This is a genomic window from Shewanella marisflavi, assembly GCF_023283925.1.
GTDB lineage: Bacteria > Pseudomonadota > Gammaproteobacteria > Enterobacterales > Shewanellaceae > Shewanella > Shewanella marisflavi.
The window spans coordinates 321396-334828 of the sequence record NZ_JAKIKX010000003.1 but is presented as its reverse complement, the minus strand read 5'-3'; the positions used below and the strand labels follow the sequence as shown (position 1 = coordinate 334828).

The window sequence follows — 13433 nt, the reverse complement described above, 5'->3', positions numbered from 1 at the left end:
CCAACTAAAAAATTAAACCGATATTTTTCAATGCATTACATAGTATAAAAACTTGGTTTCCTCCTTGCATTAGCTCCGGGTAATCCCTTAAGCAAGAGTTTGGAAATTCAATGAGTCAAGATCTTAGCCGTAACGCCGCCCTCGCCTCGCCTCAGGCCAAACAGGGCACTGCAATCCCGGTCGTTAACCTACCCGCCAAGCCAGGAAAAATCCACATCAAAGAGCAAAAGGGTCGCTATCAACGCCTCCGCACCGGCCTTAACAGCCTGCTTATCCTCTTTTTCTTCCTACTCCCCTTTATCCCCTATCAAGGACGCCAGGCGATCCTTTTGGATGTCGAGCGCCAGGAGTTTCACTTCTTTAGCCTAACCCTATGGCCGCAGGATTTTACCCTGCTGGCCTGGATGTTTATCATCGCCGCCTTCGCCCTCTTCTTCGTCACCGTGTTCTGGGGGCGTGTCTGGTGCGGCTACCTCTGCCCACAGACCAGTTGGAGTTTTGCCTTCGTCTGGATAGAGCGGCAGATTGAAGGCAACAGCAACAAGCGTCACGCCCTGGACAAGGCGCCCTGGCACCTAGAGAAGCTCCTCAAACGCACCGCCAAGCACCTCGCCTGGGGACTGGCGGCGCTGATCACAGGTTGTGGTTTTATCGCCTACTTCATCCCGGCGAACGAACTCTATGTACAGATTTTTACCCTCAGCGGCAGCTTCTGGGTGAGCGCCTGGGTCTGGTTCTTTGCGCTATGCACCTACCTCAACGCAGGATGGATGCGCGAGCAGATGTGTCTGCACTGCTGCCCCTACGCCCGCTTTCAGTCTGCCATGTTCGACGCCAACACACTGACGGTCTCCTATGATGCTGCCCGAGGTGAGTCACGCGGCCCGAGAAAACGTAAACAGGCCACCGACCTTGGCGACTGCGTCGATTGCAATCTGTGTGTCGATGTCTGCCCCACAGGCATAGATATTCGAAACGGACTGCAATATGAGTGCATCAACTGCGGTGCCTGTGTCGATGCCTGCGATCAAACCATGGACAAATTTGGCTATGCCAAGGGATTGATCCGCTATGCCAGCGAAAATGAGTTACAGGGCAAGCAGGTGAAACGCTTCTCCTCCTTTAAATTTGTCGGCTATGGAGTGGCGGTGCTGATTATGCTGAGTGTGTTTGCGCTGGATCTCTATCGCCATCAAAGCATAGATCTCAATGTGATACGCGACCGTCAGAGCCTATATCGAGAGGTGGGCAATGGTCGCATAGAAAACAGCTATACGCTGAAGATCCGCAACAAGACCCAGGAGGATCACCATTATCTTATTGCCCTAACTGGCACTGACCACCACAGCATCGCCAAAGAAACTGCGCAAAAGGTGTTGATCAAGGCGGGTGAGCAACTGAGTTATCCGGTGACAGTGTACGAGCAAAAACAGCCTGATTTCATAGGCACTAAACTGCAAAAGCAGACTATCGACTTTACCGTCACCAACCTGAGTAGTCCCAAGGATAAGGTCTCTCAATCGAGTCCTTTCTTCAGTCTGAGTCCCTTCTAACAAGACCAAGTAGGTAACGGCCCAAACGCGCTTCCCCTCAGCCGGGGCCGTTACACTCCTAAGGCGATGAAAAGGTTAACACCTGGGTATGCAGCCCTAAGCGAGTATGCCTCTCCACTTATGTTTTAGCGCCTATACTTCCCCATCTGCCTTACCGTATGGTCAGACCAGACAAACACTCCGCAATAAGAAAATCACTTTTTATTCAGCAAGATATTAGTTAAACAAGCGTTTTATTTTCTTCCGGTTATGGTTGACCTAGGCGAATTTTTAGCACAGTCTAAACACTTGTTTGATTGAGACTCTACGATAACGCTGACAATAATAATCAAAGGAGAAGCGTCCATGGATTATGATTCGTATACCCATGTCGATCTGGACAAATATGTCTCACTGATCGATCTGATCGAAACCGCTGCTAAGCGCTTTGGCGATAAGACAGCCTATGTCAGTCTGGGTAAAGCCAGCAGCTTTGCCGATATAGAACGCGACTCCCGCTACTTCGCCGCCTACCTGCAACAACATACCCAGCTAAAGGCCGGCGACAAAATTGCCATTCAGCTGCCCAACATTACCCAATTTGTTATCGCCGCCTATGGGGCGCTAAGAGCCGGAATGGTATTGGTCAACACTAACCCCCTCTATACCCAAAGGGAGTTGATCCATCAATACAATGATTCTGGGGCAAAGGCCTTGGTGGTGCTTAGCGATCTGCTACCGACACTGGAACAGGTGATCCCAGCCACCCAAATTGAGACCCTTATCGCCACCCATGCCCTCGATCTAATCGCGCCTCAGCCCCTTGTCGACAGCCCGTTGGCCCCCGTGAGTTTTGAGCAGGTGTTAACCCTGGGCAGCCAATCTGATTATCGCCAAGTTAAGGTGGCGCAAGAGAGCCTGGCGGCGCTGCAATACACAGGTGGCACCACAGGCCTGTCGAAAGGCGCTATGCTGAGCCACAGCAACCTGCTGGCCAATATGCTGCAGGTACAATCACGCCTGTCCAGTAAGTTTGTCGAGGGCGAAGAGATCTTTATCGCACCATTGCCCATCTATCATATCTATGCCTTTATGGTGAATTTTGTCTACTTTGAACAGGGCGGCTGTAGCGTACTCATCCCAAATCCGAGAGACATCAGCGCTTTGATCCAGACCATGTCACAGCATGCGTTTACCGGATTCGCCGGACTCAACACCCTGTTTGTCGGCCTGTGCCATCAAAAGGCCTTTCAAGGACTGGATTTCAGCCACCTTAAGATCACTATCTCCGGCGGCACAGCACTGACCCAGGCAGCAGCATCCATATGGCAAACCACTACAGGCTGCGCCATCTCCGAAGGCTATGGTTTGTCAGAAACCTCCCCCGTGGTCTCGCTCAACGCCCCCGGCCTTGAGTGTCTTGGCACCATAGGCCGCCCCGTGATTGACACTCAGGTGAAGATCATTGACGCCAATGAACAAGAGGTCCCCCACGGAGAGGTCGGTGAGCTAGCAGTCAAAGGTCCGCAGGTGATGAGCGGCTACTGGCAGAAGCCGGACGAGACCGCCAAGGTGATGACTCAGGATGGCTTCTTCAAGACTGGAGATATTGCCCTGGCTACTGATAATGGGATGCATAAGATAGTGGATCGCATGAAAGATATGATCAATGTCTCCGGCTTTAACGTCTACCCTAACGAGGTGGAAGATGTGCTGTCAGCCCATGAGAGCGTACTGGAATGTGCTGTCATTGGCGTCGAAGATAGCCGCAGCGGCGAGGCCGTTAAGGCCGCCATCGTGCTGAGAGATCCTAAATCTGATCACCAGATGACCCAAGAGGCGCTGCTAGCGCATTGCCGCGAGCAATTGGCGGGTTACAAGGTGCCGAAGATTTTCGAATTTATGACCGCCTTACCTAAATCGACCGTGGGCAAAATACTACGCAGAGAGCTAAGACAATAGGCCACGCATCACGCCGGGGGGTCTCTCAACGCCCGGCGCTGACCTTACCTTTGCTCATCCCGGCCAGATAAGCGCTTGGGTATCAAAGCCCAGCGCCTTGGCCTGATTAATAAAATCCTGCTTTAAGCTCTCATCTATCTCTGGACTGCGCGCCAGCAACCAGAGGTAATCTCGGTTGTAGCTGGTCACAAAAGCGTATTGGTAATCGCTGTCTAACCGGTAGATCACATAGGCACCATAAAAGGGGCCGAAGAAGGAGACCTTAAGATGACCAATATCTGAACTCTCGACAAAGTAGGCCTTGCCTTCGGCAACTTTCCAGCTTTTATCCGCCGCCGAGTAGCCACGGTTGATCACACTGACACCACCATCATCACGCAGTCGGTATTCTGCACTCACCTGGCTGAGACCGCGCTCAAAACCATGATCTAAACGGGCAATCTCATGCCAGGTGCCCAGATATCTTGAGAGTTCAAATCCCTCAATCGGCGCTATGCCCTTGGGCGCGCTAGTACAGCCACTCAAAAAAGTTAACAGACAAACCAAGCTCAGGGTTAACGGCCATTTCATTTGGATACTCCAATTATTGAGGTGTGCTAGAAAAATCATATCTTTAAAGCAATACGCAGCGATTTTCCCTAAGGTTCACTAGGGGCTAAATTGCTTTCCTATCGCACTTTTATTGGGCCTTCAACTCTTGTTCTCCCTAAGCGTTAGCCCGCTCACAAAGTATAAATTTTAACCAACAAATCACTATTCTTTAACTAAGGCGCCCTTAGAATGAGTAATACCATTAGAAAAAACTCATTAAAAGGTGTACCCCAGATGCGATCCTTTACTCTACCCCTTACCCTCATACCCTTTGCTCTTTCTGGATTTATGTTAGCGGGCTGCGGCGGCTCAGACGATAACACCCCACCAGAACAAGTTGTTAGCACCGGCAGTGTAAGTATTGCCATTTCAGATGCCCCCATGAGTCAGGTCAGCCGGGTCGAGTTGGTGCTCGACAAATTGGTGATGACCGATGCTCATGGCCAAGTACATAGCCGGGATATGGCTCAACATAGGTTTAATCTGCTCGATTACCAAGGTAAAGAGAGCCACAAAGTGATCGATGGCCTCGAACTTCCTGCAGGCCAATATCATGATGTGCATTTCACCTTAGTCAACGGCGATCAGGCACAAGGCTGCGCCATTGAGAACGGTCAGGGCTTACACCCCTTGATGATAGAAAATGGCCGCCTTCCTATGGCGAACTTTACCCTAGGTGAACATCAGCACCTTAACCTGACGATGGAGATTGATCTCTACCAGTCGATGCACTTCTCCGACGGCCAATATCAGCTCAACCATCACGGCGTCTATTCTATAGACAATGAAACCATGGGCCATCTGTTCGGTGAGATGGACTCTCAATGGATTGCAGACTGCGAGACCCAAAACGCCGATAACGCACCCGAGGGCGGTCAGTTCTACCACATGGCATACCTCTACTCCAATGAAGTGACTAACATCTCGCAGATGGGTGACATAGTTCAGGACCGCAGCGATGGTCTCTTCTCGCCAGTAGCCATCTCACCCGTACGCCAAGACATCAATGGCAACTGGTTCTTTGCCATGGGATATCTGCCTTCGGGAAGCTACAGGGTGGGATATACCTGCCTGGGACACCTGGATGATCCAGCCCAAAACGATATGACTCAAGGCGCATTTAGCCTGTTTGAGGATGGCGGAGAGATCACCGTTGAAGATGGTGGCAGAGAAACCCGCCATCAGTGTGGTCGCGGCCACGGCGGCCACAGAGGCTAATTCATAGGCTAGCAGATAAGGGCAAACACCTGCTGTTTGCCCTTAAATCTATCAGCCCCTGTCCGCTAGGACTCTTCAGTCAGCAGCTGCAAGCTGGCGAACTCCCGATACAGGCTATTGCCCTGCATCAACTCACCATGGGTGCCACTGGCCACCAATTGCCCCTTCTCCATCACTAAGATGCGATCGGCATTGAGCACGGTCGATAACCTGTGGGCGATAATCAGGGTGGTACGCCCCTGCATCAGACGATCCAGCGCCTGCTTAACTTTCTGTTCGCTCACCGCATCCAGGGCACTGGTCGCCTCATCCAGCAGTAGTACGGGACGGTCTGCCAAAATCGCCCTGGCGATGGCGATACGTTGCTTCTGCCCACCAGATAAACGCACGCCGCGCTCACCTAGATAGGTCTGATAACCATCACGAAACTCGCGAATAAACTCATCGGCGCGGGCAGCGATACAGGCCTGAACCACCTCATCTAAGCTGGCATCGGGGCGACCATAACGCACATTTTCCAGCACGCTAGTGGCAAAGATCACCGACTCCTGCGGCACTAAGGCATATTGCTGGCGCAGCTCCTGGGGACGCAGGCTGGCAATATCGATGCCATCGAGTTCAATCACACCGCTGCTCAGCACATAGAAGCGCTGTAGCAGTTCAAACAGGGTGCTCTTACCGGCGCCGCTAGCCCCCACCAGGGCCACCCGCTCACCAGGGCGAATATGCAGGTCCAGACCGCGGATCACCTCATCATTATGTTCACTCTCTCCCTGACCCTCAGCGGCCTCCCGATAGGCAAAGCGTACCTGTTTTAACTTGAGCTCACCGCGCACCTTAGCGGGCAGCGACTTAGGATGAAGCGCTTGAGGAATGTCTATGGGTGTATCCACCAGCTCGATCAACCGCTCGGTAGCCCCGGCGGCGCGCTGGATCTCGCCAATCACTTCACTGATGGTCGCTACGGCGCCCGCCACCATCACGGCGTAGAACATAAAGGCCGACAATTCACCCGGGGTGATTGCCTGTGCCATCACATCTTTTGCCCCCACCCAAGTGATCAAGGCAATAGCCAAGATACTGAGAAACATCACCAAAGAGATCAAAATCGCGCGGTACTTGATGCGTCCTTTAGCAGCAGCCATCACCTCCTCGACCCGCTCAGCAAACAGTTGCCTGTCGCGATCCTCATGGCAATAGGCTTGTACCGTGTGGATCTCGTGCAATGACTCATCCACATAAGCGCCGAGATCCCCCACCTTATCCTGACTGCGGCGCGACAGTTCACGCACCTTGCGACCAAAGAAGAAGATAGGCCCAAGCACCAAGGGCACCGCCAGCAATACTAAGGCGGTAAGCTTAAGGCTAGTGATCGCCATCATCACCAGGCCACCGACCACAGTCACGCTGGCCCGCAGCGCCATAGAGAGACTGGAACCCACCACAGATTGCAGCAAGGTCGCATCGGCGGTAAAGCGCGAAATCACCTCGCCGGTGCGCAATTTGGCGTAAAAACCTGGGGAGAGCTCAAGCAGATGGTTATAAACCTTAAGCCGTATGTCGGCGCTGACCCGCTCCCCCAACCAAGTCATCAGATAGAAACGGCAGAAGATGGCAGAGCTGCTCAGCGCCGTAATCCCAATCACCAGCAAGATGATCTCGTTTAGGCGATCGCCATTATCCCTAAGAAACCCCTCATCCACCATGAGGCGCACACCTTGTCCCAGTGACAGCCAGGCCAAGGACCCGATAAACAGAAAGAGAATAGCGGCCACCACTCGGCGACGGTAAGGGCGTAAGAAGCCACCAATCCAGGGCAGCACGGCCCGCTTGGTATTTGAGGATCTGCTTTGAGTAACCTCAGCGGCAAGTGGTTGAGACAAGCAAGCCTTCCTTAGATTAAGCGATTTAGGGCAATTAGCTGACAGAATAACAAAACCCGCCATGAAAAGCGGGTTTTGTTTCTAGCCTAATGCTGACTGACAAGGACTCGCTAGAACCAGGTGAGGCCTATGCTAATCACCACGCCAGTGATCAGTAGTAACATCAAGCAGTACCCCATAATATCCCGCGCCTTCAAGCCCGCAATCGCCAGTACCGGCAGCGCCCAGAAAGGTTGGATCAGATTGGTCCAGGCATCGCCCCAGGCGACCGCCATGGCCACCCGCGCCACATCTGCGCCCAAGGCCTCAGCCGCTGGGATCATGATAGGCGCCTGCACCGCCCACTGACCGCCCCCTGAGGGCACGAAGATGTTAACAATCCCGGCGCTGATAAAGCTCCAAAACGGTAGGCTGTCGGCACTGGCGATAGCCACAAAACCGGCAGAAATACTCTGGGCCAGCTCGGACTGCACCATGAGGGCCATGATCCCCGCATAGAAGGGAAACTGGATCACTATGCCGGCGCCACCTTTAATCGCCTCATTCAGGCTCTGCAGTAAACTGCGGGGCGTCTGATGCAAAATAATGGCAAGGAACAGAAACAGATAGTTGACGATATTAAGATTCAGCTTACCACCGGCGACAAAGAAGTAATGCCCCAGGTAGGCCAGCCCCAATCCCCCCACAGCCCAGGCAAGCAAACGGCTATTTTCCAAATGATCGGCAGGCCGAACGATGGCCTCTTTCTCGGCTTCGGGCTCTGCTAACTTGTCCCTGTCGACATAGATACTCTCCTCGTCGCTTGGCAGCATGAAACGGTTAATCAGCGGGATAAGCACGAAGAGGATCGCCACCAAGGCCAGATTAAACCCGGCGAAGATAGTGTGCTCTGTGGCTATGATGCCTATCTTATCCTCGGCAAAGTGCCCCTTGGTCGCTATGGTCAGAGGAATAGAGCCCGCTAAGCCGGCGTGCCACACCACAAAGCCCGAGTAAGCACTGGCCACCAGCAAGCGGTAGTCCACCTTAACCTGACGCGCCAACGCCTTGGCAAACAAGGCGCCCACCACCAGGCCAAAACCCCAGTTAATCCAGCTGGCCATCAGGGACACTAAGGTCACCAAAATGATCGCCTGGGGAGCGCTCTTGGCCAGGCCGGCAATTTTATCGAGCAGGCGCTTGATAGGTGGCGAGCTGGCAAGCATGTAACCCGCCACCAGTACCAGCAGCATCTGCATGGAGAAGCTGAGCAGCGACCAAAAGCCTTGGCCCCAATAGGTCACCAGTTGCACAGGGCTCTGCTGCTCCACCAGCATGGCAGTGCCAAACACCAGCAGCGTCAGCAGCAACACAAAAATATAGGGGTCGGGTAGGTAACGATCGACCAGTTTTACCAGAGGTTGAGCGGCCTTATTGAGCATATTCTTATCCTTGATTGCTTAGTATTATTTATTGATTAGCCGCGTTCAGGTTAAGCGATATCTAAACAAAATCATATTCATACTATCGTATAGGGTCATCGGCAACTCCTGGATTCATTGCTATCTCCCCCCTCCTTCCTACACCTTCTCATGTTATAGTGAGGCCACAATTCACCACCTTAAGATGTTATGGCCCAGCAGTTTTCCACCGAGACCAAAGATGAAGCCTTAAAAATTGCCAAGGCGACCCAAAAGCCGGGACAAACCAAAGAGCAAACCAAGCTGATTGCCCAGGGGATAGAAAAGGGAATTGCCGAATACAAGAAACGTCAGAAGAGTAAGGCAAGAGACAGAGATAAGGCGCGTAAACAAGAACTTAAAGCCAAACAGCGTCAGCAGCACGACACAGACACCGAAGCGCCATCGCCAGAGGCCAGGCAGGTGAATATTCTGCCCTGGCTACTGCTTGCCCTCAGCTGGGTTGGTTTTATTTGTGCCTACCTGCTCAATCATTAAGGCGGCACTATGACTGCTAGGACGATATCACGCCTACGTTAAGGACTGGGCGATCTCCTCGATATGGGCCTTCACCCAGCGCTTATCGATAGGCCCCCAGTCACTCAGCCGATAGTAACCGGCGTTATGACGCTCGCCATCCTGCACGAAGGTGCAGCTAATGCCGATATCCCCAAGGGCGGCAATGGCATCTTGCAGGGTACGCCGAGGCATAGAGGTCGCCTTATTGAGCGACAACAGATTGTGCTGTTCAGCATCAATCAAGTGGGCCAGATAGAGCTTTCTCATGAAGGCAATTTTCTGCTTAGATAACTCGGGGCTCAAGGCTTCCTCTCTTCTCTAACTTATTACCACAATTAGTATTCTTACTCTTGTAACATAAAAGATTCATCACATACAGGCGCAAAGTGCTGACGCCGCTGATAAAAGTGATATAGTCATTCATCAACAGCACTCAATCGCCACTTGGCAGGATAACAAATGGAAGATGTGACTCCTCAACAAGCGACCTCTGCATCGATACGGCAACGCCTGGACAGCTCTGATTGGCTCAATATTGATGAGCTGCCACTGACCCAACTCAAACAGGCCTATATTCAGCAGGTACAGATAGAAAGCCTGCTGATCTTCACGCCGCTACTGATCATCGCCCCTATCGCCAGCATATTGCTCAACCTGCCCGGCAGCCTGATTATCGCCCTAAGTACGCTACTGCTTATCCTGGCAGCCACAGTCGGCTATTGCCGTTATCGCCACGCCCTCTCTATCGCCTACGGCGTATTTGAACATGAGTTTGTCATGCAAAAAGGGCTAATTTGGCACAAGAAGACCGCCCTTCCCTATACACGACTGCAACATGTCAGCCTCTCTCAAGGGCCGCTGGAACGCTACTTTTCGCTGCATACTCTCAAGTGCTTCAGTGCCGGCAGCGGCAGTGCCGAAATCAGCCTACCAGGGCTGGATACCCAGGAAGCCGAGCCGCTACGCAGACACCTGCTGGCCAAGGCTTCGCTAAGCCAGCAAGGCTCAGACGAGAAGGAAGCCTAGCTCATGAATACTAGGTTTGCCCAGTGGGCCAGCCTCTCTCCCTGGTCTATCATCAGCTTTAGTTTTGGCGGTCTCAAGCAACTGTTGACCAATGGCTACGCCCTGATCCCTCTGGTCTACACCGGGTGGCAGCAGGGTTTTAACTCCCCTTGGGTACTCTTGGTCGCGTTAGGCGTTTGTCTGCTTACTTTGAGCTATGCCAGCCTGCAATGGGCCTGGTATCGATATCGATTGCAAGACGCCAAATTGGGGATCCGTCAGGGATTGATCTTTAAACGGGCGCAGGAAATTCCCCTTAACAAGATTCAGAATGTCCGCCTGGAACAGCCGCTCTATTTTCGCCCCCTTGGCCTCTATAGCCTGGTGGTGGAAACCGCGGGTTCCAAACGAGACGAAGCAGTACTCGCCGCCGTCAACTATCGCCAGGCGATGCAGCTCAAAAGAGAGCTGTTTAGGGCGCATACACAAAAGCAGTCACCAATAGAGCAACAGGTTAAGACTCAACTCAACCATGAAATACCAAAAGAAGGCTTAGTGATCGCCAAAGATCTTAAAGCCTTAATGATCTTCGGTCTGTACCAAAACAACCTCATCTGGCTGTCACTGATCTCAGGCTCTATTTTGGGACAGATAGATTGGGAAAACCTGCAGCACAATGCGCTGGTGCAAGGGCTGCTGCACTGGTATCAGACCCATATCGCTACCGGGCTTGGCTATCAGGCGCTATTTATTCTTGTCACTTTGACGCTTGTCTACCTCTTGCTATCGCTGATCTCCATGGCATCTTCGGTGCTCAAGTATTACCCCTATCGTCTCAGCTTACGTCAAGGGACACTCCACAGAACCGGCGGAGTATTGGCCAAACAACAAGATGCACTGCGCCTGCACAGGGTCCAGACAGTGCGTTTCGAGCAACCCGCTATCGGCCGCCTGTTACAGCGCTGGACGGTGCATTTCGAGCAGGTGAAGGGCAATGAGGTAGAGCAGCTCGCCAAGCGTCACCTGCTGATCCCCAGCATGACCCGAGGCGACATAGCAGAGATGCTGCCCAGACTCGATGACCTGGCGACTAAGGCAAATCGCTTGCCTTCAGCTTTTCAGGGGATCCACATCGGCTGGTTTTGGCGCCGCGCCCTGCCGCTGGCACTCCTTCCTTTGCTGCTAACCCCCATCACAGGTTTTACGCCCTTTACCCAAATTGTGTATGGCTTAACCCTATTGTCGCTAATCGGCCTGTATCTGCACTATCGCCAGTGGGGCTATCACCTCGAGGGAGATGACTGCTGGATCCACAGCGGCATATTGGGTCAATCCTGGCAGTTGGTTCCCTTGATAAAAACTCAGGATGTCAGTATCTCACAGACACCGGGGCAAAAACGCCACGCGCTGGCAACCTTGCATTTAGGGCTTGCGTCAGGACCTTTGGTGATCCCCTATATTCCGCTGACAGAGGCTAGATTGATTGCCGAAACCGCGTTAAGTTTAACCAGGCAAGATCCCAAAAACTGGATTTAAGGAGCACAAATGAACCGGATAAGCCATACGCCTGACGAGATACTCAAGTTTTGGTTCGAGGAGATTGAGCCTAAAGCCTGGTTTGCAAAAGATCTGGCGTTTGACCAAGGGATCAAAACGCGCTTTGGCGAGCTGCTTACTCAGGCAATCAATGGCGAACTCTATCACTGGCGCACCACACCTCAGGGGCGTCTGGCTGAGATCATAGTGCTGGATCAATTTAGCCGTAACATCCACCGGGACACGCCCCTGGCATTCGCCGCCGATCCCATGGCATTAGCCCTGGCCCAGGAAGCGGTCGCCGCTGGTGTCGACAAACAGTTGCAACCTAAGCAAGTTCCCTTTCTCTATATGCCCTATATGCACAGCGAGTCCAGGGCAATTCATGAGGTAGCTCTGATCCTCTTTAACCGTGAGGGTGCCGAGAACAATCTGGCATTTGAACAGCGACATAAGGCGATCATCGACCGATTTGGCCGTTATCCCCATCGCAACGCCATTTTAGGACGACTATCGACCGAAGAGGAGCTGGCGTTTCTCGCCGAGCCCGGCTCAAGCTTTTAACCCATAGGGATTAAGGAGTACCCATGGAGATCACCCTGGCCCACGGCCTCTTGCTGTTAGTCACCGGCTTTATGGCCGGTATCATTAATACCTTGGCCGGTGGCGGCTCCAATCTGACCCTGCCCGCACTCATGGTAATTGGCATGCCCGCCGAGGTGGCCAATGCCACCAACCGCGTCGGCGTCACTGTGCAATCGATCACCGCCATGATAGGTTTTCATAAGCATGGCAAGCTGGATACCGACGACAAGGGCCCTATTTTACTGCCCACGATTGTCGGCGGATTCATTGGTGCGGGCGCCGCCGCCTACGCCCCCAGCGAGTTGATCAAACCCCTGCTGCTGGGCACCATGCTGCTAATGGCCTTTATCATACTGGTGCGCCCGGCCATCATCTCCCCCGAACTGGGCACCCCGGTTAACAAGATGAGCCAGACCCCCAAGGCCTGGTTTTGGCTGACGCTAGCCGGGATCTACGGCGGCTTCGTACAGGCTGGCGTTGGCTTTGTCCTCCTGGCCGCCTTGGCGGGTAGCCTGAGATATGATCTGGTCAGGGCCAATGCCTTAAAGGTGTTCTGCACCTTGTTTTTTACCTTGGCCTCACTGCTGGTGTTTATCTATGAAGATCTGATTCTCTGGTTACCCGGTTTAATTTTAGCGGCAGGGACTATGGTGGGAGCTCATCTGGCGGTGAAACTGGCCATTAAGGTCAGTCCAAATGTGTTGAAGTGGTTTCTGTTTTTAATGACGCTCTGCGGCAGTATCGCCGCCATGCTTCACTAACACTCAGATAGATTAGTTGTGCCAATCTATCATATAGCTGACAACCCCAGCTTGCTCACAGCGCCATACCCGCACCGCCACTGATGGCTTGAGTACACCGGGGGAAAGCTCCAGCGTCGTCCAGTCGGGGCGGGTAAACAGACCGCCGTTCAAGCGCATCTGCTCCAGCTGATAGGCAATATTCAACCTTTCTATGGTGCCATCGAGGGTACGAATGCCAAAATCTATCTGAGTTTCGCTCCTGTGATAATTAAACACCTCCCCCTGCCAGGAGGTAAGATAGTTGCGATCGCAAGGAACAAAATCGGGGGCGCGCAGCCGCTCGCCAAAACAGGGCGTTCCCCAAAAGCAAAGGCCTATGGCGAGAGTCCACAGGCCCTGTGTCAGCAAAGAACTGCGCAT

Annotated in this window: 13 protein-coding genes; 8 read left to right on the top strand and 5 right to left on the bottom strand. The window is 52.9% G+C overall.

Translation table 11 applies throughout. From position 1 onward, the window contains the following. The first annotated feature begins 110 nt into the window (after positions 1-110). Positions 111-1553: a cytochrome c oxidase accessory protein CcoG gene (gene ccoG, locus L2712_RS09075; RefSeq protein WP_248977576.1), complete on the top strand. Its 1443-nt coding sequence runs from the start codon at positions 111-113 to the stop codon at positions 1551-1553. Positions 1554-1898: 345 nt separating this feature from the next. After that, positions 1899-3494 carry an AMP-binding protein gene (locus tag L2712_RS09070; RefSeq protein WP_248977575.1) on the top strand — a complete coding sequence of 532 codons (1596 nt, stop codon included), beginning with the start codon at positions 1899-1901 and terminating at the stop codon, positions 3492-3494. 54 nt (positions 3495-3548) lie between these two features. Here the strand turns inward: L2712_RS09070 and L2712_RS09065 are convergent, their stop codons facing one another. After that, positions 3549-4064: a lipocalin family protein gene (locus L2712_RS09065; RefSeq protein ID WP_248977574.1), complete on the bottom strand. Its 516-nt coding sequence runs from the start codon at positions 4062-4064 to the stop codon at positions 3549-3551. 255 nt (positions 4065-4319) lie between these two features. On the opposite strand from L2712_RS09065, the gene L2712_RS09060 reads away from it, so the two are divergent. Next, positions 4320-5303 carry a DUF4382 domain-containing protein gene (locus L2712_RS09060; RefSeq protein ID WP_248977573.1) on the top strand — a complete coding sequence of 328 codons (984 nt, stop codon included), beginning with the start codon at positions 4320-4322 and terminating at the stop codon, positions 5301-5303. A gap of 65 nt (positions 5304-5368) precedes the next feature. On the opposite strand, the gene L2712_RS09055 is transcribed toward L2712_RS09060, so the two are convergent. Continuing rightward, the gene (locus L2712_RS09055; RefSeq protein ID WP_248977572.1) at positions 5369-7186 is read right to left on the bottom strand and encodes an ABC transporter transmembrane domain-containing protein; all 1818 of its coding nucleotides are present in this window, start codon (positions 7184-7186) and stop codon (positions 5369-5371) included. 110 nt (positions 7187-7296) lie between these two features. Continuing rightward, on the bottom strand, positions 7297-8607 hold the full coding sequence (locus L2712_RS09050; RefSeq protein WP_248977571.1) for a short-chain fatty acid transporter: 1311 nt from the start codon (positions 8605-8607) through the stop codon (positions 7297-7299). Positions 8608-8796: 189 nt separating this feature from the next. Here L2712_RS09050 and L2712_RS09045 point away from each other — a divergent pair, with 189 nt between their 5' ends. Further along, positions 8797-9123, top strand: a complete 327-nt coding sequence (locus L2712_RS09045) for a DUF2956 domain-containing protein (protein WP_088903935.1) — start codon at positions 8797-8799, stop codon at positions 9121-9123. 33 nt (positions 9124-9156) lie between these two features. On the opposite strand, the gene L2712_RS09040 is transcribed toward L2712_RS09045, so the two are convergent. After that, entirely contained in the window at positions 9157-9447 is a 291-nt protein-coding gene (locus L2712_RS09040) for a winged helix-turn-helix domain-containing protein (protein ID WP_283104795.1), read from the bottom strand. A 156-nt stretch (positions 9448-9603) separates the two neighbouring features. On the opposite strand from L2712_RS09040, the gene L2712_RS09035 reads away from it, so the two are divergent. Genes L2712_RS09035 through L2712_RS09020 form a run of 4 tightly spaced genes read left to right on the top strand, consistent with a single transcriptional unit; the run spans position 9604 to position 13031 of the window. Further along, positions 9604-10170 carry a PH domain-containing protein gene (locus L2712_RS09035; RefSeq protein ID WP_248977570.1) on the top strand — a complete coding sequence of 189 codons (567 nt, stop codon included), beginning with the start codon at positions 9604-9606 and terminating at the stop codon, positions 10168-10170. A 3-nt stretch (positions 10171-10173) separates the two neighbouring features. After that, positions 10174-11685, top strand: coding sequence for a PH domain-containing protein (locus L2712_RS09030; protein WP_248977569.1), 1512 nt, complete (start codon positions 10174-10176; stop codon positions 11683-11685). Between the two features lie 9 nt (positions 11686-11694). Continuing rightward, positions 11695-12249 (top strand): DUF924 family protein, encoded by a 555-nt coding sequence (locus L2712_RS09025; RefSeq protein ID WP_248977568.1) that lies wholly within the window; start codon positions 11695-11697, stop codon positions 12247-12249. A 23-nt stretch (positions 12250-12272) separates the two neighbouring features. After that, complete coding sequence (locus L2712_RS09020) at positions 12273-13031, top strand: sulfite exporter TauE/SafE family protein (protein WP_248977567.1); 759 nt, start codon at positions 12273-12275, stop codon at positions 13029-13031. 12 nt (positions 13032-13043) lie between these two features. Here L2712_RS09020 and L2712_RS09015 read toward each other — a convergent pair whose 3' ends face one another. Further along, complete coding sequence (locus L2712_RS09015; protein WP_248977566.1) at positions 13044-13433, bottom strand: hypothetical protein; 390 nt, start codon at positions 13431-13433, stop codon at positions 13044-13046.

What these genes read in the sequence shown, in the direction of transcription:
- ccoG (WP_248977576.1), top strand. Translation starts at nt 111, where the DNA reads ATGAGTCAAGATCTTAGCCGTAACGCCGCCCTCGCCTCGCCTCAGGCC.
- L2712_RS09070 (WP_248977575.1), top strand. Translation starts at nt 1,899, where the DNA reads ATGGATTATGATTCGTATACCCATGTCGATCTGGACAAATATGTCTCA.
- L2712_RS09065 (WP_248977574.1), bottom strand. Translation starts at nt 4,064, where the DNA reads ATGAAATGGCCGTTAACCCTGAGCTTGGTTTGTCTGTTAACTTTTTTG.
- L2712_RS09060 (WP_248977573.1), top strand. Translation starts at nt 4,320, where the DNA reads ATGCGATCCTTTACTCTACCCCTTACCCTCATACCCTTTGCTCTTTCT.
- L2712_RS09050 (WP_248977571.1), bottom strand. Translation starts at nt 8,607, where the DNA reads ATGCTCAATAAGGCCGCTCAACCTCTGGTAAAACTGGTCGATCGTTAC.
- L2712_RS09045 (WP_088903935.1), top strand. Translation starts at nt 8,797, where the DNA reads ATGGCCCAGCAGTTTTCCACCGAGACCAAAGATGAAGCCTTAAAAATT.
- L2712_RS09035 (WP_248977570.1), top strand. Translation starts at nt 9,604, where the DNA reads ATGGAAGATGTGACTCCTCAACAAGCGACCTCTGCATCGATACGGCAA.
- L2712_RS09030 (WP_248977569.1), top strand. Translation starts at nt 10,174, where the DNA reads ATGAATACTAGGTTTGCCCAGTGGGCCAGCCTCTCTCCCTGGTCTATC.
- L2712_RS09025 (WP_248977568.1), top strand. Translation starts at nt 11,695, where the DNA reads ATGAACCGGATAAGCCATACGCCTGACGAGATACTCAAGTTTTGGTTC.
- L2712_RS09020 (WP_248977567.1), top strand. Translation starts at nt 12,273, where the DNA reads ATGGAGATCACCCTGGCCCACGGCCTCTTGCTGTTAGTCACCGGCTTT.
- L2712_RS09015 (WP_248977566.1), bottom strand. Translation starts at nt 13,433, where the DNA reads ATGCGCAGTTCTTTGCTGACACAGGGCCTGTGGACTCTCGCCATAGGC.